Here is a 19,513-nt window from a genome sequence, read left to right as displayed (position 1 = left end):
TGATTTCTTTAAGACGCTAAAGTTATGTCCCATTCGCCAAAACATTCAAGCCAAAACTACTTATCTCATTCCCCCCCCTTTGATTTTTTCTTAATCCTCACCCTCTTCTTCACCAGCCGCCTGATGATGCTGATGGCGTTTCCCCCGGAAAACCTGATCTTCTACGGCGATTATGGTCATTATTTTAACCTGGCCGACTTGTCCCGGCGTGGATTTTACCCGTTTATTCATTATTGGTACGAATTCCCCCCTATTTTCCCCTACCTGAATCTTGCTGTTTATACCCTGGCCGGCCAGCAATTAAAAAATTACATTTTACTGCTGGCTTTTGGGTTACTCTTGGTTGAGGGCGGTAATCTTTATTTGCTCTATCGCCTGGCATTTCTGCTACGTGGCCCGGCGCGGGCTATCCAAATAGCCTGGATTTATACCGCCCTTTTTGTGCCCGTTTTTTTCTGGTTGGGTAATTTTGACGCGCTCACTACCTTTTTTATCCTGCTGGCGCTTTACAGCCTGCTGAAATATAAAGATAAGGCGTTAGCCGCAGCTCTGGGCCTGGGGACAATGGTCAAAATTTTACCGGTTATTTTGTTGGCCGCAGTGTGGCGAGCCAGAGGACTTAAAACAGCATTGATTTATGGCGTCATAACACTTCTCATTGCTTTGATTATCTTTGGCCCTTTTGCGCTGGTTAATCCGGCAATGACCCTGGCGTCGGTGCGAGCACAGGCCAGTAAATCATCTTATGAAACCGTTTGGGCCTTGTTTGATGGCAATTATACCACCGGCAATTTTGGCGCTTTATCCGACCACTTTGAAGCCGCCAAAGCAACTCAGCCACTGGGCAATCCGGCCGGTATTCCTGCTTGGCTCACCTTTATCCCGTTTGGTCTGTTGGGGTTGTACCTTCTCACTCGCCCCCGGATACTCACCGACATTAATTTGGATATTGTTCTTTTTACAACCTTCACCTTTATCATTTTTCTGCTCTGGTCGCCGGGCTGGAGTCCGCAGTGGCAGACTTTTTTGATTTCCTTGCTCCTGCTCTCCTTTCCTGAGAGACAGGCCGTGCTATTTATTATTGCGCTTGGTTTTGTTAATTTTTTGGAGTGGCCCATTATCCTGTCTCGCGGCCTGGCCGAATTATTGCCGGTAACCATTCTGGCGCGGACGCTTATTTTTGTATTGCTGGCCTATCAACTTTATCGCATGCTCTTCCTGGGGGGCAGGGCTACAGAGGCAGCTTCGGTACGGTGAAGAAAATCGTCTGGATACGGGTTTAAAATGAAGTTAGTTGGGCCTTGGCTTACCATTCCTCGCTTGTTGGTAGTTATACTTTTTATCGCCATTTTCACCATGGCCGTGCGTATTCCCGCCGATACCGATACCTGGTGGCATTTGCGCTCCGGCCAATACATTGTTGAAAATCAGACAATTTTTACCACCGACCCCTTTTCCCATACCCACGCAGGCCAGGTGTGGATGTATCCCAAATTGGGCCAGGTCTTTTGGTATGGGTTATTTTCCTGGGGCGGCTGGCTCGGGCTGAGTTTGGGGTTGGCTGCGCTGGTCACTGGCGCGTTTGGGCTGGTTTGGTGGGTTACACCGGGCAACCTGTACCTGCGCGCCTTTGCCATTTTGTTGGGCGTTATCACCTCTGCCTTAACCTGGGTGGCTCGCCCCCAGATGTTCTCGTTTTTGCTGGCCGGGTTGGTTTTGCTGCTGTTGGAGCGATACAAACGCGCCGGCTCACGTTGGATTTACGCCCTTCCCTTCCTGGCGGTGCTATGGGCAAATGCGCATGGCGGTTATGCCGTTGCCTTTATGCTGGTTGTTGTTTATCTGCTTGGCGAAACCCTCAATCACGTCACCAGGCATGGGGACGATCCGGTGTTGCCATGGCGGCAAATCGGTATACTGCTGGCGATAGCCATGTTAAGTTTTGGAGTGGTGGTGATTAATCCGCATGGCTGGCGCATGTGGCTTTACCCTTTTCAAACGGTGGGCATTGGCGCGCTGCGCGATTTTATCCAGGAATGGCGCAGCCCTGATTTTCATGCCAGCATGACCTGGCCTTTTGTAATCATGTTTCTGCTTACGGTAGTGGCTATGGGGTTTACGTCTCGCCGGGTTGATTGGACAGACTTAACCCTGGTGAGTTTGTGGCTGGTTTGGAGCCTTTTTGCCGCGCGAAACATCGGCCTGTATGGGTTATTGACCGCGCCGGTGCTGGCTCGTTATAGTGACGCAGTGGTGGGAGAATACTTGCCTGGACCTAGCAGGTTGCCAACTAAAAAGTCCAGATTAGTCTACTTTAACTGGTTCCTGCTCATTGTGGTGGCGCTGGCCGCCCTGGTGCAGATGAGCGTTACGCTTTTACCCTTAACTGCCGCCGAGCCGGAATCGGACATTTTACCCGTCGCGGCAGTGCAATTTATCCAGAAAAATCAACCCCCCGGCCCGCTTTTTAACAGTTACAATTGGGGCGGTTATCTTATTTTCAAACTGTGGCCCGCTTATCCCGTTTATATTGATGGTCGCACCGATTTGTACGATGATGCCTTCATCCGGCGTTACTTAAAGGTGATGGTGGCTGATAAGGGCTGGGAACAAATTTTGGCGGAAGATGGCGTTAACCTGGTGCTGGTGGAAAGTAACAGTATCCTGGCTAAATTTTTAAAACACCATTCGGCCTGGCAAAAGATTTACCAGGATGAGATGGCCGTGGTTTATATGCGTAAATCTACTTGATCTTGATTGGGGCTATCTTGACGGCGATAGGAAAGGAAGATATCTGTGAGTCGAGCCAAAAAAGGTTTGCCTGTTCTTACCATCCCAAATTTGGTGACGGCCCTTGTTTTTATCTCCATTTTTACTATGGCCGTGCGCATCCCCTTTGCCCCCGATACATGGTGGCATGTACGAAGCGGGCAATACATTGTTGAAAATCTGACCATCCCCACCACCGATCCTTTTTCTCATTCCAAGGCGGGCGCTTTGTGGATTGACCATGGCTGGCTGGCCCAAATTTTCTGGTACGGCCTGTATGCCATCGGGGGCTGGGCCGTCCTGTCGTTGGCTGTAGCCGCGTTGGCCGCCATTGCCTTCTGGTTGGTCTGGAGGCAAATCAGGGCCAATTTGTTCATTGCGGCGTTTGCCATGATCTTGGGCGCGGTTGTTTCGTCGGTGGGCTGGATTGCGCGGCCGCAGATGCTTTCTTTTACGCTAACGGCAGTGGTCAGTTACCTGTTGTATCGGTTCAAGTGGCGCGGCAGCCGGTTGCTACCTTGGCTGCCCCTGGTGATGCTGCTATGGGTCAATCTTCACGGCGGTTTTGCCATCGGTTTTATGTTGATGCTGGCCTACCTGGTTGGCGAAACTCTGAACAGCCTCACCCGCCACCGGGACGACCCCGTGGTAGCGTGGCCCGGCCTCAAACATTTGGGCGTGGTTGTTTTGATCAGTTTGGCGGTGGTGGTTGTTAATCCGCACACGTGGCGGATGTGGCTGTATCCTTTTCAAACAGTAGGCATCGGCGCATTGCGCGATTTTATCCAGGAGTGGCGCAGCCCTGATTTTCACATGCCCCATACCCAACCTTTTATCCTGATGTTGCTGCTACAGCTGGTCGCTTTGGGCCGCGCCGGGCGCCGCGCCGACTGGACCGATCTAACCCTGGTTGGTCTTTGGGCCGGCTGGACCTTGTTTGCCGGGCGCAATATGGCCACCTTTGGTTTGGTCACTACGCCCATTTTGGCCCGTTACGCGGATTTGGCCTGGACCGGCCAGTGGCAAACCTGGGGTTACGCGCGCGCGCCTTTATCTTCCTTTGAGACTCGCCCGCGCGCTTCGCGACTCTTTTCCCGGCTCAATTGGGCTTTGTTGGGGCTAGTGGTTATGGCCGCTCTGGTCAAAATTGCCATCCCATTAATGCCCCAAACCAGCCTGAAAGTTGAGCAAAACACGCTGCCCTACCACGCGGTTGAGTTCGTCAAGCGCCAACAGCCCCCCGGCCCTATGTTCAATAGCTACAATTGGGGCGGTTATCTCATTTTTAAACTCTGGCCCCAATATCCGGTTTACATTGATGGCCGCACCGATCTTTACGATGACGCCTTTATCCGGCGTTATATTGGCGTGATGGTGGCCGATGATGGCTGGCCGCAAACCCTGGCCGATGATGGGATCAACTTGGTATTCATTGAAAAAAATAGCACCCTGGCCAAATTTCTGCGCCAAAATTCAGCCTGGCAGGAGATTTACCAGGATGAGATGGCCGCGATTTTTGCCCGCAAAGAAGGATTAGATTGATGTTTATAGCCAGAAGGAGACAATACCGGGGTTTTTGAATGGTGACAGAGGCTAAAAGCGTGACCGGCGTGGCGCGAGTCGGCCGGAGAGAATGGCTATGGGTGTTGGCCTGGTCGGTAGTGATTATGTTTATAACCTCACTGCCCTACCTGTATGGCGCAATGCTTTCAACCCCGGCCAACCAGTTTGGCGGTTTTGTGATTGGGGTGGAAGACGGCAATGCTTACCTGGCTAAAATGCGTTTGGGCGCAAGCGGCAGTTGGCGCTTTCACCTATTTTATACCGCCGAGCCGCACGAAGGCGTGTATCTGTTTCTTTTTCACCTGGTGTTGGGCAAACCGGCTCGCTTGAGTGGTTTATCTTTTGATTTGGTCTATCACCTGGCCCGGATAGTTTTTGGCTTTATTTTATTGTTGACCATCTATTATTTCACGGCCTTTTTTACCGGCGAGCGGCCGGTGCGACGATTGGTGTTTTGGCTGGCAGCGTTGGGCAGCGGCCTGGGTTGGTTGGTAGCCTTATTGGGCTGGCTGGATTGGTTGGGTTTACCCCTGGATTTTTACCTGCCCGAAGCTTTTACCTTTCATTTGCTTTTTGCCCTGCCTCATTTAGCGTTAGCCCAAACGCTTTTGCTCTGGGCCATCCTCCTGGCCCTGGTTTCGTGGGAAAAACAGCGGGCGCGATACGCGCTGTTGGCCGGTTTGGCCTTGTTGGGTGTGGGCCTCATCGCTGCGTTTTACGTTTTAATTGGGCTGGCGGCCGTTGGCAGCGGCTGGCTGTTACGCCAATGGCGCGAGACGATGGCCCCGAAAACGTCGGAAAGACCCATGTATCAGGCGGCATGGTCTGAGATAAAACTCATGGCCTTGATGTTTACCCTACCCGCGCCGGTTTTGTTGTATAATGCTTATGTGTTTACCGCCAATCCTGTTTTTAAAACCTGGCGGATAGAAAATCTTTTTCTCTCGCCGGCGCCGGTTCATTACCTGCTGGCCATAGGCTTGCTCATCCCCCTGGCCGCCGTGGGCGGCTGGCAGGAGTGGCAGCGGGGGGCCAGCCGGAGCTTGTTGTTGCTAGGCTGGGGTGTTATCGCCCTGCTGCTACTCTATTTTCCCTTTGGGTTTCAACGCCGCTTGATGTTTGGTCTGCAAATACCGCTATCCGTTTTGGCGGCGCTGGGTTTATGGTATTTGTTGCAGGCCCGCTCCAAAACGGATGGAGGAACAGGCAGGGGGTCGCGTGTTTGGCGGGTAACTTCCGTGGGCCTGGTGGCGTTGTTGAGCCTGTCGAACCTGATGATTTTGTTTGGCTCTTTTGGCGAAGTGAGCCGTCAGGCCCCTCCCCTTTTCCACGCCGAAGCCCAGATCAACGCCGCCGATTGGTTGGGGCGGCAAGCCGCTCCCAATGACGTGATCCTGGCGGCTTACGAAACCGGCAATTATCTGCCCAGCCGGATGCCAGCCCGGGTTTTTGCCGGCCACGTCACCGAAACCATCCATTCAAAGGCCAAACGGGCCAAACTGCCGCAGTTTTTTGCCCGCAATAACGATGAGTTTCGCCGCCAACTCTTGCAGGATTATCAAATCACTTATCTCTTCTACGGCCCGGCAGAACAAGCTCTGGGCGACTTTTCGCCCGAGGGGATGTCATACTTGCAGCCGGTGTACAATAATGGCGTGGTGCAAATTTACCGCGTCAACCTTGACCATGAGTGAACAGACCCTTTTGCCCAAACCGCATTTTACGCTCCGCCAGCAATGGCTACTGGCCGGTTTGACCCTGTTGGCTTTGGCCCTGCGCCTCTACCAACTGCCCGAACAAAGTATCTGGTTTGACGAGTCTCTTAGCGCGTTGTTTGCCCTCCAGCCCCTGCCCGTTGCCATCCAATCCATGTTGCAGGAGGGCTTGCACCATTCGCCCCTTTATTACATTTTGTTGCGCCCTTTTATGGCGGGCGGTTTTAACGAATTCAGCCTGCGTTTTCTTTCGGCGGTGTTGGGGGTGTTGGCCGTGCCTGTGCTGGCCCAATTGGGCCGGCTGGCGGCCAATCCTCGCGTTGGTCTGTTGAGCGCCGTTTTTTTGGCCGCCAACCCCTTTCACGTTTGGTATTCGCAAGAAGCCCGTATGTATACGCTGCTCATTTTATGCGCCTTGGGCTCAATGTTTTTTTTCATGCGCACATTTGACCGCCCGCGCTATTACCATTGGCTGGCCCTGGCCCTGTTCACGGCGATTGGGATCAACAGCCACCACTTTGCCTTTTTTATTCCGTTGGTGCAGTTTATCTTTATCGTGGTCACCCTCCGCCGGCATCATGCCTTGTTAATTCCCTGGGTGGGCGCGCAACTACTGGCCGCTCTTTCGCTCTTTCCCTGGTTGTTGACTGTGCTGGATTGGGGGCAATTTTATTTGAGCAGTGCCTCCCGACAAACGCCAACCGGCTATGATTTGCTGCAAACCTTTTGGAATTTTAGCCTGGGTTATACGGGGCAACTCACCCTCTTTGTGGCGATGGCCTTAAGCATTTTCCTGGGACTGCTCATTTGGGGAATCAGATTTTTATATCGTAGTCGTTATGGTTTGTTACTGGGTTTATGGCTTTTCATCCCTCCCCTGGTTACATTTTTAGTTTCTTTGCGTTTGCCCACTTACCTGGATAGATACATCAGCCTCTCGCTGCCGCCGTTTCTGCTGCTGGTAGCCGGCGGGATTGGCTCTATTCGGCTAAAAGCTTTACAATGGCTGCTGCTGGCCTTTATTTTGGGAGCGATGCTCACCGGTCTCTATCGTGTTTATTACGACCCCACTGTTTACAACCGGGCGGATTGGCGTGGCGTAGGGGCCTATCTGGAAGATCAGGCCGCTACCGGCGATACCGTTACCCTGTGGTACCAACAATATCTAATCCCCCTTGGTTTTTATTATCATGGTTCTATTCCCCTTAAACCGATCATCAGTTTTGATAAAGTTGACTTGCCGGCACTTCTCCCCGCCAAAGCCGATTCGCAAAGGGTGTGGGTCGTCATTGCTCATCCAAACAACTCGGCCCATTTGATGGGCCATTGCCAGCCTTTTGATATGGAAAAGCTGCCGTCCTTGCCGGCCGCTAAAAAATGGTGGGTTGAACACCAGGATAGGTTGAGCCAAGTGAAGGAGTTTCCTTGCGTTCGATTGGAAATCTATGAATAACGACCAACGACGAAGGACGAAGGACAAAAACAATTCGTACGTCATTGGTCGTTCGTCGTTGGTCGTTCGTCGTTTACTTTGCCATAAAGGATGGCGGTGCGTAGTATTTGAATAATCACAATTGAGAACGGATCAATCTATTGAAACTCAGCATCATTATCCCCGTTTATAACGAAGAAACAACCCTGGCCGAAATTATTGGCCGCGTCCGGGCTACGGGCCTGGCCTACGAAATTATTACGGTTGATGATGGCTCCAACGATCAATCTCCGGCTATTTTGGCTCGCCTGCAACACAGTGGCCGGCCCCCGTTGCGCCTCTTGCGGCACCGGCAGAATCAAGGCAAGGGCGCGGCCATGCGTACCGGCCTGGAGGCGGCAACCGGCGATTTGGTTTTGGTGCAGGATGCCGACCTGGAATATGACCCGGCTGACTACGCTGCCCTGTTAGCTCCTTTTGCCGACCCCTCGGTGCAGGTTGTGTATGGCTCGCGCAATCTCCGTCGCAATGCCAGGTCCTCCTGGGCCTTTTACTGGGGCGGGCGGTTACTAAGCTGGATTACCAATTGGCTCTACGGCGCGCACATTACCGATGAAGCCACCGGTTACAAAGTGATCAAAACCAACTTACTGCGAGAGATGGGCCTGGAAACGGATGGCTTTGAGTTTTGCCCGGAAGTGACGGCCAAATTATTGCGGCGGAAAGTGCCCATTCACGAGGTGCCTATCTCATACGCCCCCCGCTCCTGGACAGAGGGCAAAAAAATACAATGGTACGATGGGGCGATTGCAATCTGGACATTAATCAAGTATCGTTTCTTTTACCGGGACAATCCCACCCGGACTCGTTTTGATGACGACTCGTCTGCCGGCCAGAAGCCAATTGCCCAAAACAATGGACCATCAAGTGATTGACCAACCCACCCGACGAAGGTTAGCTCAACCCCTTATCCAATGGCTCATTTTGGCCGTTTTGCTTTGTTTGCTGGTGGCCGCCGAATCCGTTGCGCTGCACGCCGTTTTTACCAGTAAATTCTCCGGCGGCAATGATTTTTTTGTGCGCTGGCTGGGCGGGCGTGAATTTTTGCTGCGCGGCACAAATCCCTACCATCAGGTTATTGCCGAAAAAGCCCAAATAGCCATGTTTGGCCGTGCGGTTGGCCCGGAGATCAAAGACCAGGCTTACTTTGCCTATCCGTTGTACACGCTTTATTTCTTCTGGCCGCTCAGTCTCATCGCTTATCCCTGGGCGCAGGCCATCTGGATAGCGCTGCTGCAACTGATGTTGATAGGGACCACGCTGTGGTCTATTTGGGTGTCGGGCTGGCGCCCACCGCGCTGGCTCTTCTGGCTCACCCTGTTTTGGGGGATATTCTTCTACAATGGGGCGCGGGCCATTATCCTGGGGCAGTTTTCTGTGCTGGTGGGGTTGGCCCTGGTGTTGGCCTTGTGGTGTATTCAGAATCGGCAAGACGTTTGGGCCGGTATTTTTTTATCCTTGACCACCATCAAACCGCAGATGGTGGTTTTGGGACTGGCCTTTTTGCTGTTGTGGGCGCTGTTTCAGCGGCGTTGGCGGCTCATCGGCAGTTTTGTAATGAGTGTGTTGATTTTGGTGACGACCAGCATGCTCATGCTCCCCACCTGGCCCTTTGACTTTGTCCGCAACGCTATCGCCTATAGCCATTACGTAGCCTTTGGCACACCCCTGGAAAATCTTCTTCTTTACTTCCTGCCGGTCACAATGGTTCCGCCATTAACAATGGGGTTATCGGTTTTATTTTTTTTAGCCCTGCTGCCCGGCTGGTGGCTGGCCTTACGGGGCCGGCCCGGCGCTTATACCTGGGCGGTTATGACCACCCTGATTGTGGGCAGTCTTATCACCTTCCGTTCGGCTACCACCAACCAGGTGATTCTTTATTTGCCGCTTTTTTTCTTTTTTCAACGCTTGATGGTATTCCCTTTGAAAAAAGAAAGATGGAGCATTTTAACCGTTGTCGGTATTCAGGCGAGTTTGTTTGGTTTGATGTGGGGTGTTTTTATGGCCACCCTGGAGGGAAATTGGGAACACGTGATGATGCACGGCCTGCTGCCGGCGCTTATGCTGTTGCTCTACGCTGTTGATTGGCGCGCCCTGTGGCGCGCCGCCGCAAAAATGGAGCGGCCGGCATGAACCGGTCGAGAAAATGGCTGCCGGTAGGCTTGTTTGTATTGTGGACATTTTTTGTGCTTGGCAGCTTTTTTGCCGTTCCTGAACAGAAACCCTTTTCCGCGGAAAACGTGCTGGCTGTTGGCAACAGCCTGCTTAACCTGTTAGCAGCTGGCTGGTTGGTGCTTATTGCCTTGACAATGGGGGACTGGATCCTGCGACGATTGCGCCTTGACCTCTCTTTTATTGAAACGTTGGTGTTGGGTACAGGCTTGGGCCTGGGAATGTTGGGTCTACTTAGCCTGGCCGTGGGACTGGTTGGTTTCTTTCAGCCTATTGTGGCCTACGGTATCACTATTGCCCTAAGCGTAATATTTGCTCCACAGATAGCCCGCCTTTTCCGTCAGTGGCGGCGCTGGCGGCCCCAAAATTTTCCTCCGCTATGGCCGGCGATCTACTGTTTACTTATTGCCTCATTCGTTTTGTTCATCGCCTTGCTGCCGCCCACCGATTGGGACGGACTCTTCTATCACCTCACCGGCCCCAAACTCTACCTGCAAGCCGGAAGCATTATTGGCGGCATTGATATTCCGCATCTTAATTTTCCCTCGTTGATGGAAATGCTCTTTGCCTGGGCCATGCTTCTGCGTGGCGATATCGCCGCCAAGTTATTGCACGCCTGTTTTGGTTTCTTGCTGGCAGGTTTGGTTTATCTCACCGCGTGCCGCTTTTTAAACAAAAAGGCAGGCTGGTTAGCCGTTCTCATCTTTGCCGGTATGCCAATGGTCAGTATCCTGGCCGGCTGGGCCTACAACGACCTGGCCCTGGCCTTTTACCAGTTTGCCGCGCTGTATGCCTTTATTTCTTGGAAAAACAGCGAATCATCAGCAAATCACAAATCGCAAATTGGCGAGAGTAACCAAAGGGAGCAGGCAAGTGGGGCAGGAACCAAACAGTTCACAATTTACAATTTACAATTCACAATTAATAATTCGCCGTTTTCTTGGCTCATTTTCAGTGGAGTTTTCGCCGGGCTGGCCATGGGGTTAAAGTACACCGGTTTTGTCACCCCCTTGGTCATCGGTGGACTTATCCTTTGGTATACCTATCGAGATTCACCCGTCACGTCTCGCGTCTCACGTCTTACGCGCCACGCGTTACGTTCTATTACCAATTTGGCCGTTTTTATCCTGCCCGCTTTATTAGTCGCCCTCCCCTGGTACCTCAAAAATTGGACCTTTACCGGCAACCCGGTTTATCCATTTTTGTACCACTTGTTTGGCGGTCAATACTGGGACAGTTTTCGCGCCGATTGGTATGCGGCTGCCGGTACGGGCATTGGCTGGCAACCCATAGATTTTCAAAGCATTAGTTCAAAATTATTACCTACAGGGACGGATATCAGTCTCTCCTCTACTCAGGAGCACTATCTAAACCTTGCTATAACTTTGTTAACTCTACCCTGGTTGCTCACCTTAGGGGTACGTGATATGAATTTCTGGGATGGACGGGCCGGCCCGCTTCTTTTGGTTTTTCTACCGTTGATTGTGTGGGCGGGTTTTTCGCGGCGTTCTGCTCATCGCCCGGTTGCCTCTGGCCCATTGCTGATTTACGCCCTGGCTTACTTTGCCTTTTGGACATTAGGCGTGGTTTGGTCCCGCTCGCTGTGGCAATCTCGACTGTTGCTACCCGCCTTGGTAGTCTTGGCTCCGGTTGTGGGATGGTTGTGGGCCGGCTTGTCCAACTTTGATTTGCCCCATTTTTCGTTACGTCGCTTTGTCAATATTGTCATTGGCCTGACTCTGGCCCTGACCGTGATGGATGTGGGGTTGTTTACGCTTAAGGTTAACCCTTTGCCCTACCTGGTAGGGTTGGAAACGCGGGACGCTTATCTCACCCGGCGATTAGGACCCCATCATGTCACAATGCAGAAAATCAACCAAGTTTTGCCTGCTGAAGCAACCATTGTTTTTTTATGGGAACCGCGCAGTTACTACTGCCAGCGAGATTGCCGGCCTGACAGCATTTTGGATACGTTCCCGCATCTGGTTCAGCAATACGGTTCTGCCGCAGCCATTGCCCGGGCCTGGCAACAGGCCGGGGTAACGCACGTACTCCTTCATCGTTCCGGTTTGCAGTTTGTATTGCATGAGTCGCCGGAAGTGGTTGATAAAACCGTGCTGGCCGCTTTAGAAACTCATTTTTTGCGGCCCGTGTTTGAGGTAGCCGGCGCGTATCAGGTTTATGAGGTGGTGGAAGTACCATGATTTGCCGGGGGTCAGCCACTATCAGGGCTTGGTTGCAGGCTATTTTAAACATTGACGACCTGCCAGACGGGGTGTCAAAAAAAGAGAAGGTGTTGCTTCTGGGACGGTCTATTAGCCGTTATCTTTTCCGGGCGCTCCTCCTGATTGCACTCTTGGTTACGGCCTGGTTCTTATTTAGCCGGATGCCGGTCAATTACACGGATTGGCTGCACACCTTTAGGCCCGCCGCCTTGAATTGGCAAAACCCTTACCATCGAGAAGCAATGGTCTTTAATCCGCCCTGGATATTTCCTGTTTTGTATCCCCTGGCAGTGCTGCCCCATCCGGCCGGGGCCAGTTTGCTCATCATTATTTCGGTGATTGCGGTGGCGATGTATGTTGGCTCGCTCAAAAAAACGTTGATCGTGGCCGCTTCCGCGCCGATGGCCGCCTTCTTTGCCCTGGGCCAGCTTGACGCGCTGCTGCTGTTTGGGTTGATGCTCCCGCGCGGCCTGGGGCTGCCCATCCTGTTGGCCAAACCCCAGGGCGTATTTTTGGCGATCTTGCCGCGCCTTAATCGTTGGTCTATTTTGGTCACTTTGTTGATCTTTGTTGTTTCAGTTTTTATCTGGGGCCAGTGGTGGTGGAACATTATCGCTTACCAGCCAAACAAACAGGCCAATATGTCGCTGTTTCCTTACACCATTGTTTTGGGCATTCCTCTAACTTATCTGGGCTTGAAGCGAAAAAGCGATGCGCTTTTGTGCGCGGCTTCCCTATGTTTTGCCCCTTATTTTATGGCCCAATCCATGCTGCCGATGGTGGCGGCCATTGTGCGCGAAACAGAAGATTGGCGCTGGTGGGGAGGAATTGTTTTAGGCTCCTGGGTGTACGAGGCGGCTATGAAGGGTTTTCTGTGGTAAGGGGGACGGAGTGGGTGAGCCTGACCAATTCCTGAAAGATGATGAATTGCAGGGGAATGAGTAAAAAGATCAGCCGGTCAAAAGAGCGGCCCAGCATAAAGTAAAACCAGGGCATCAGCAGGCTGGCCGTGATAACGGCCCGCAGCCAGAGCGATTGGGCATAACGCAAAAAAATCAACGCCGGCACTAAGGCAAACGTGAGCGTATAAGAGCCTGTTTGTGGCAAAACAATCAAGCTAAATAAAATTACGGCGGAAACCATCAGGCTGTGGTGGTAAGGGGATGGCCGGCGCCAGCCTAAAATCAGATACCGCCCGGCCCAGACGGCCAACCCCAACAAAACAACAACTCTAAGCCAGAACGACAACAACTCAGGCGGCCAGGTGGCAAAAGGATTATTTCCGTAACTGCGCATAGCCTTGAGCCAGGTCAGGGGCCAAACGCCAATAAAAGGGACAGGGAGTAAGGCAAAGATCAACCCGGCGGCCAGGAGGGTGACTATAAATTCATTGCGTTTGGCCGAATTCCGGGTTAGAATCAAAGCCAGCAGAATGGCAATCAATGATAGATCGGGCCGAATGGTGGCGCAGGCCAGGGCTACCGCCGCCCGGCGGGGATGGCCCTGCCGGTAAAGCCAGAGGGAGAGCAAAAAACAAAAGAGGACAAAAAAATGGAGTTGGGCCAGCACGTAAACGTTAATGGGATAACGAAAGCCCAGGGTGGTCAACAGGGTCAGCAAAAATAAAAAAGCCGGCCGAACCGGCCACTCCAATAAGTTGAAGCCCAACAGCAGAATGGCCATAAACAGGGGAATTTGCAACGCCGTCCACACCAATACGGACCAGGAAAACGGAGCAATTACAAAGGGCAGCAGCACAAAGGCAATGTGGGCCGGATGAGGAAAGCCGTGCTGGTATTGGTGAGGGGGAATGATCTTTTTGAAAACGCCAAGCTGGATTACCCGGGTGGTTTCCGGGCCGTAGGGATTTTGGCCGGACAGGATGGCCCGCCCCCCGGCCCAAATCCAAAATAGGTCAAAGGCCTGGCCGCGCGGTTTGACCAGCAAATGGTAAGAAGGAATGATCATTAGGCTTACGGCCAGGATGAATAAACCGAGTAGAATCAAAAAAGTTTGCCGGTGTTTTTTAGGATGGTTCATAGTAGTAAAGGTATATTGGATGATTGACCTCCTCATTATATCACTACTTCTGAGGTGAATCCATCGCCTCGTGATTTTTCGGATATTATTTTTCTAGGACTTATGCACGTTCCAGAGGTGACAGTCACTTACAAAGTGACTGTCACCTCTGGAATGCATCAACGATTTGCGTAAGTCCTACTTTCAAAAGACGTAGGCTCATGTATAAAACGGGTGCGGATATGTCACCGCGAGCCGGAGGCGAAGCGGTCTCCACCCCTACTGAATGGGGATTGCTTCGCTTCGCTACTAATGACACAACCAGGGTCATTGTAGGGGTTGAAGACCCTAAAGGTCTCTGAGACCTTTAGGGTCTGGATCCCTCGCAATGACATGCGCAGATTCTATACATGAGCCAAGACGTATTTTAAGGAAACATTAATGACGTATATTCAGCAGTTCATTAAACGTCTGGATGTGCGACTTATATTGATAATTATCTCTCTTCTGGCTGTGGCTTGGCTGCAAGCGCCTCGGCTGGCGGATGAATTTCGGGTTGATGAGGATTTCCGCACTTTTTACTGGATGCATAAATTTCAAGACCCCTCGCTTTTCCCAAATTATTCTCTGGGCTATACAACCATCCGTTTACCCTGGGCCGATGTGCCGGTGACGTTTTATAGTTTGGGGTATAGTTTGCTTTTTTATGGGGCCAGCTTTTTTGTAAGCCCGGTTTTGTTCAGTAAAATTGTCCCCTTTTTTTTAGCGCCTGTGACCGTTTTGTATCTATTTGAATTTGGCCGTTTGGCGCGGGGGCGTAACAGCGGCATTGTCCTGGTCCTGGGATTTATATTTTTTAATTTAGCCTCTTCTTCGGGCATTTCTATTGTTAATGGATTACAAAGGTCTTTTGCCACCCCTTTGGTTATTGCTCTAATTTACTATTTACATCGCCAGAAATATATTGCGGCCGCCGTCGTTATCCTGTTAAGCGCATTGATATTTGCCCCGGTTTTTGCCCTGGGGGTCGCTATTTGGGGCGTATTTGCGTTAAAGGCAAATTGGTCTTTACACCCCAAATTATCGTTAGGGCAGGGAGGATTGGGGGCTTTGTTTATTGTTATTTGTTTGGGGGCTTTGCTTCTTTTGCCTATCCCCCTGTCACAGATAAGGAGCGTAGCCACAACGGTAAAACCGGCAGCAACCGGCCAACAAGAACAAACTTCTGAAGCGGCGTCAACCTCTCAATATTTATGGGACAACCCCGCCCATCGTTCGGGAGGTTCTCATCCTCTATTTGTCATCTTTCCGCTGGTTGGCCGAGGCGGCCTGGTTGACCTGGGCGAAGATTTGATAAACTTGTTTATCCTGTTTTCTATTGGCTGTTTGATTTATTTGGTTCGGGGGGGGCAGGCGTTTGACCTGCCCCGCATCATCTGGTGCATGTTGGGCGCTGCCCTATTAATGTTTGTTTTGTCCTGGTTGGTGATTTGGTTGTTGGGTTCAAATTTTCTCTATTGGCCCAGTCGATACACCAGAATAGGACTATTTTTGTTTCTCCTGATGTTTGTTTTTTTGAATATGATAGATGCGGTTAAAGAAGCGCCCACCTTGATTCGGCGTCATCCGCAACGATTAATCTGGTTAATTGCGGGAATTGAGATGTTGGTTTTGGGGTTAGCGGTGTGGTATCCGTCTGAGTGGACAATGATTGGCCGGTTTAATATGAAATGGCTGTTGGTGCCGGCCGGATTGGCCTGTGGCATATTGGGCATTGCCGTCATTAGAAAATCACAACGTTCAACTGCAAATGTAACCGGATTGGGCCAATCCAGAACGATTGAATCTGGCTTGAGGCAAACGTTTGCCGGTCAAATATTAATGGGCGCAGGAAGCGCGCTTTTTTTGTTTGGTTGGGCTGTTTACGCGCCAATATTCACCGAGGTTAGCTACCTGAATCCGGCGCCCCATGAACGAGCTTTATTTGAGTTTTTGGAAACCTTACCCAAAGATGTATTAATTGCCGGCACGCCCTACGCTTTGGACAGCGTGCCCCTGTTTGCCAAACGAAAAATCCTGTTCAGCTGCGAACAAAGTGGTGAAGCGACGATTGTTCGGGAGGCGTTGGCGGCCTATTACACAGCCAATCCCCAAACCCTGGTTGATTTTTGCCACACGCGCCAGGTTGATTATTTAGTGATTGACCGCAAAACTTACGCCAAAGCATATCTGCAACAGGGACAAATTTTTTATGAACCCTATAATCAGGCATTAATGGCTCGTATTTCTAGCCAGGATACCTTTATTTTAGCCGCAATTCCTGAGAATGATAAACTATTTCAGACTGAAAATTTATTTATTGTGGCGTGTGAAATATTTACAGAAACCAATAAGCTGCCATGATGTTTTTCAGGAGTAGCTGCGCCGATTGTTGTAAAAATAGTAGCAAACGCCTTGCCTTTAATAAGCATACCTGGTTTGCGATTGGGTTAATGGTGATTGGCGCTGCATCCTATTGGCTTTTTTATGCCCCTATTCTATATGGCGATGATTGGTCACATATTATTGGCCGGTGGTATGGTGATTCATTGAAGTGGTTTGATTGGACAGAACGGCGCCCTTTGCTGGAAGCTCCAATTTTAATGCTGCATGCCGTTTTTGGTTTAAATTTGCATGCCTTTTATGTTGTGCTCTGGGGGCTAAATGTGCTGGCGGCCATCCAACTATATTTTCTTATGCTAAGATTTATGCCAGATAATGCGCCTCTTGCCTTTAGTGTGGCCGCTCTTTTTCTGGTGTATCCGGCTGACTTCACCCACATGTGGTTGACGATGGTCGGTATCCGGCTGGTGGTTGTGCTTACTTTGTTGTATGCATACCTCTTGGTGATTTACGTCGATACGGGATGCCGGGTTGCTTTATGGATAGCAATAATTTGTTTGTTACTCTCTTTTGGCATATATGAAGCCCAGTTTGGGGTAGCGATGGCTTGGGGGGTATTACTGTTTTTTTTGATTAAAAAGACAAGTTCCTGGCGAGATAGGTTGGGTTTATGGCTGCCGCTTATATTGGGTCTTATCTTCATGTTCTGGCGGACGATTGGTTATTTGTTGATAGGCGTCAACGATAATTACCTTAACAGATTTCAACTTACGCCGCTTGTGCTGATGGAACGTTTAATTTTGGGGTACCGGGTGATGGTTTGGGCATGGCTGGAACCGCTGGTTTACGCTTTTTACCTGAATAAGTGGCAGGCCATCATTGCCTTTTTTTTAGCTGTAATAATTTGTGGCTTTATAGGTGATGTGATTAGTCGGCTCTGCAAATTACAACGTGTGACTTTAAAGCAAAAAGAGCATTTGGCGCTGATACGCCGTTTTATGTGGGTTATGTTAACCGGCGGGTTGTTCATTGCCATAGGATATATTCCGGTGATTGCGGTTGATAGCCCTAACTTATCACCATTGGGTTCCCGCGCAAATATTTTTGCTCAGTTTGGCGCAGCCGTAACCATTGTAGCTTTATTGGCAACCTTAATTTTGTTTCGGGCGCGCAGATCATCGCAACTCAATTTTGTGGTCTTAACGGGAATGGCCCCCTTGTTTTTTTGGGGAGTAGCGGCGCAAGCCCGGGTGCAATATGATAACCGAATCGCCTGGGAAGAACAGAAACAGATATGGCACGAACTTTTTTCTCTGGCTCCAGACCTCAAAGATAAAACCGTCATTTATTTTATATTGTCAGGCGATACCAATGAGAAACCTTCTTTTAACCCAAATGGAAAGAGGTTGCCATTAGACGCCAGTTGGGTAGCTACGAGTGCCCTCAATGTACTATATGGCAAACATGATTTAAGAGGAGAAGTTTTTGACCAAAAGTTGCTTTTTACGGCAGACGGCTTTATCCGTAAAAAGTTATTCCTTAAAGAAGGCGCCAGAAATCTTTGGGCAGAAACAGTGACGCCGTACAATCAAATTATCTTTATGGCTTATGACGGAACGCCAAAGCGATTAAGGATTATTGAAGATTTGCGGGCTGAAGGTCTGGTTGATTTCCCTGTTCCAGATTACAATCCATACAAGCATATCATCCAAACGCCAACGACGCAGACAGATTTGCGCTGGTTGGTTGGAGTTAAATGAATACCGGCCATAAGAAGAGGCAAGTTGTGGCTTGTAAAAATCTAAAAGATATGAAAGACTAAATGATGCTAACTCAGATCCCATCCTTTTTTACCCAAAAGCAGCGTTTGTGGGTGGTTATTTTTTTATTCGTTGCCGCTTTTGGGCTTCGGTTGTATCACATCAATGAACTCTCGCTCAATTTTCATGTTCTGCGTCAGCATCATTCGGCGATTATTGCCAGGGGATACTATTTTGAACGCCTAGACTCAATTCCTGAATGGCGGAAGATAACCGCCGTTAAAAATAAACAAAATATGGCAATCTTAGAACCTCGCATTATAGAATGGATTGCCTCTTTAGGGTATCAAATTTTTGGCCGGGAGAATCTTCGTATTCCCCAGATTATGTCCTCTCTGTTTTGGGTAATTGGCGGCATTTTCTTGTATTTGATTGCCGGCAAAATAACTTTTACCGATGCCGCGTTGTGCGCAACAGCTTTTTATCTTTTTTTGCCTTTTGGTGTCACGGCCAGCATGAGTTTTTTGCCAGATATTTTGATGCTTATGATGTTATTAGTTAGCATCTTTGTGATATTATGTTATTACGAACAACCGTCAGGATGTAAGTTGTTCCTGGCTACTCTGACTGCCGCCGTGGCCATTTTTATTAAGCCTATTTGTATATTTTTAATATTTGGGAGTTTTATCTCGCTTGCTATCTCTCAACAGGGTTTGCGACGGTCGGTACGCCATCAAGATTTTTGGATTTTTGTTTTGATAAGCTTATCACTCGCTGTACTCTATTATTTTTTCTACGGGGTGTTTATTGTTGGTTTTGTCAAAGGACAGGTTCAACTCAATCAGTTAGGTTTGTTGGGAGGATCATTTTTTTGGAAAGCCTGGTTTACTATGATTTGGCGAACGGTGGGGTACGTAGCCATTATCGGTTCACTCTTTGGCCTGTTAGTTATTCATTCGGGATTGCCGCGAGCTTTATTATTTGGTTTATGGATTGGATATTTTATCTTTGGATTGGTCTTTAACTTTAAAGTATCTTCTTTTGATTATTATCAAATACAAATTATTCCCATTGTAGCGCTTTCTTTGGGTCCCGTGGGAGCCTTGATTTTTAATAGTCTCCGCCAGGCATGCACAGTACGGCATTGCCGGATTATAATTTTCGAAATTCTTCTATTAGCGGTGATTCTGGGGATGTATCAAGCGCGTTTGAGGATTTTAGACCCTGATTTTAAAGTGGAAGAGGCGAGAATAGCTAAAGATATTGGCGAAATTGTTAATCATAGTACCGGAACCATTTTTCTTACCTCTCAATCTGGAAAGTTACTCCAATCTCGCATTTAGACAAAGTGAACTGGCCTGGTCGAAGCCAGGGATTGAATTTGAACCTTAACAATCGAGTTTCAGGCCAATATTC

The 19,513-nt window shown here is 49.9% G+C and carries 13 protein-coding genes; 12 read left to right on the top strand and 1 reads right to left on the bottom strand.

The features are described 5' to 3' along the window. The first annotated feature begins 24 nt into the window (after window positions 1-24). From JW953_04080 to JW953_04040, 9 genes are all read left to right on the top strand, one after another. On the top strand, window positions 25-1,257 hold the full coding sequence (locus JW953_04080) for a DUF2029 domain-containing protein (protein ID MBN1991856.1): 1,233 nt from the start codon (window positions 25-27) through the stop codon (window positions 1,255-1,257). 27 nt (window positions 1,258-1,284) lie between these two features. Beyond that, complete coding sequence (locus JW953_04075; GenBank protein ID MBN1991855.1) at window positions 1,285-2,751, top strand: hypothetical protein; 1,467 nt, start codon at window positions 1,285-1,287, stop codon at window positions 2,749-2,751. A gap of 45 nt (window positions 2,752-2,796) precedes the next feature. Then, window positions 2,797-4,311 (top strand): hypothetical protein, encoded by a 1,515-nt coding sequence (locus tag JW953_04070; GenBank protein MBN1991854.1) that lies wholly within the window; start codon window positions 2,797-2,799, stop codon window positions 4,309-4,311. Window positions 4,312-4,349: 38 nt separating this feature from the next. Continuing rightward, the gene (locus JW953_04065) at window positions 4,350-6,026 is read left to right on the top strand and encodes a hypothetical protein (protein ID MBN1991853.1); all 1,677 of its coding nucleotides are present in this window, start codon (window positions 4,350-4,352) and stop codon (window positions 6,024-6,026) included. Next, window positions 5,983-7,500, top strand: a complete 1,518-nt coding sequence (locus JW953_04060) for a glycosyltransferase family 39 protein (GenBank protein ID MBN1991852.1) — start codon at window positions 5,983-5,985, stop codon at window positions 7,498-7,500. The genes JW953_04065 and JW953_04060 overlap by 44 nt, the downstream gene beginning before the upstream one ends. A 140-nt stretch (window positions 7,501-7,640) precedes the next feature. Further along, a complete protein-coding gene (locus tag JW953_04055; GenBank protein ID MBN1991851.1) occupies window positions 7,641-8,414 on the top strand; it encodes a glycosyltransferase family 2 protein in 774 nt (257 codons plus the stop codon). Continuing rightward, window positions 8,353-9,672, top strand: a complete 1,320-nt coding sequence (locus JW953_04050) for a DUF2029 domain-containing protein (protein ID MBN1991850.1) — start codon at window positions 8,353-8,355, stop codon at window positions 9,670-9,672. The genes JW953_04055 and JW953_04050 overlap by 62 nt, the downstream gene beginning before the upstream one ends. After that, on the top strand, window positions 9,669-11,915 hold the full coding sequence (locus JW953_04045) for a phospholipid carrier-dependent glycosyltransferase (protein ID MBN1991849.1): 2,247 nt from the start codon (window positions 9,669-9,671) through the stop codon (window positions 11,913-11,915). The genes JW953_04050 and JW953_04045 overlap by 4 nt, the downstream gene beginning before the upstream one ends. 32 nt (window positions 11,916-11,947) lie before the next feature. After that, the gene (locus JW953_04040; protein MBN1991848.1) at window positions 11,948-12,817 is read left to right on the top strand and encodes a hypothetical protein; all 870 of its coding nucleotides are present in this window, start codon (window positions 11,948-11,950) and stop codon (window positions 12,815-12,817) included. Here the strand turns inward: JW953_04040 and JW953_04035 are convergent. Then, window positions 12,795-14,012: a hypothetical protein gene (locus tag JW953_04035; GenBank protein ID MBN1991847.1), complete on the bottom strand. Its 1,218-nt coding sequence runs from the start codon at window positions 14,010-14,012 to the stop codon at window positions 12,795-12,797. The genes JW953_04040 and JW953_04035 overlap by 23 nt on opposite strands. A 384-nt stretch (window positions 14,013-14,396) precedes the next feature. Here JW953_04035 and JW953_04030 point away from each other — a divergent pair, with 384 nt between their 5' ends. The 3 genes from JW953_04030 (at window position 14,397) to JW953_04020 (ending at window position 19,440) form a co-directional block, all read left to right on the top strand. Then, the gene (locus JW953_04030) at window positions 14,397-16,358 is read left to right on the top strand and encodes a hypothetical protein (protein MBN1991846.1); all 1,962 of its coding nucleotides are present in this window, start codon (window positions 14,397-14,399) and stop codon (window positions 16,356-16,358) included. Then, complete coding sequence (locus JW953_04025) at window positions 16,355-18,097, top strand: hypothetical protein (GenBank protein MBN1991845.1); 1,743 nt, start codon at window positions 16,355-16,357, stop codon at window positions 18,095-18,097. The genes JW953_04030 and JW953_04025 overlap by 4 nt, the downstream gene beginning before the upstream one ends. 62 nt (window positions 18,098-18,159) lie before the next feature. Beyond that, the gene (locus tag JW953_04020) at window positions 18,160-19,440 is read left to right on the top strand and encodes a glycosyltransferase family 39 protein (GenBank protein ID MBN1991844.1); all 1,281 of its coding nucleotides are present in this window, start codon (window positions 18,160-18,162) and stop codon (window positions 19,438-19,440) included. The last annotated feature ends 73 nt before the right edge of the window (window positions 19,441-19,513 follow it).

The sequence above is a fragment of the Anaerolineae bacterium genome (genome assembly GCA_016931895.1).
Taxonomy (GTDB): domain Bacteria; phylum Chloroflexota; class Anaerolineae; order 4572-78; family J111; genus JAFGNV01.
This window is presented reverse-complemented; position numbering and strand designations above follow the sequence as displayed.

Coding starts and splice junctions, on each gene's coding strand:
- JW953_04025 (MBN1991845.1), top strand. CDS start 16,355: ATGATGTTTTTCAGGAGTAGCTGCGCCGATTGTTGTAAAAATAGTAGC.
- JW953_04075 (MBN1991855.1), top strand. CDS start 1,285: ATGAAGTTAGTTGGGCCTTGGCTTACCATTCCTCGCTTGTTGGTAGTT.
- JW953_04080 (MBN1991856.1), top strand. CDS start 25: ATGTCCCATTCGCCAAAACATTCAAGCCAAAACTACTTATCTCATTCC.
- JW953_04065 (MBN1991853.1), top strand. CDS start 4,350: ATGGTGACAGAGGCTAAAAGCGTGACCGGCGTGGCGCGAGTCGGCCGG.
- JW953_04030 (MBN1991846.1), top strand. CDS start 14,397: ATGACGTATATTCAGCAGTTCATTAAACGTCTGGATGTGCGACTTATA.
- JW953_04060 (MBN1991852.1), top strand. CDS start 5,983: ATGGCGTGGTGCAAATTTACCGCGTCAACCTTGACCATGAGTGAACAG.
- JW953_04035 (MBN1991847.1), bottom strand. CDS start 14,012: ATGAGGAGGTCAATCATCCAATATACCTTTACTACTATGAACCATCCT.
- JW953_04050 (MBN1991850.1), top strand. CDS start 8,353: ATGACGACTCGTCTGCCGGCCAGAAGCCAATTGCCCAAAACAATGGAC.
- JW953_04045 (MBN1991849.1), top strand. CDS start 9,669: ATGAACCGGTCGAGAAAATGGCTGCCGGTAGGCTTGTTTGTATTGTGG.
- JW953_04020 (MBN1991844.1), top strand. CDS start 18,160: ATGATGCTAACTCAGATCCCATCCTTTTTTACCCAAAAGCAGCGTTTG.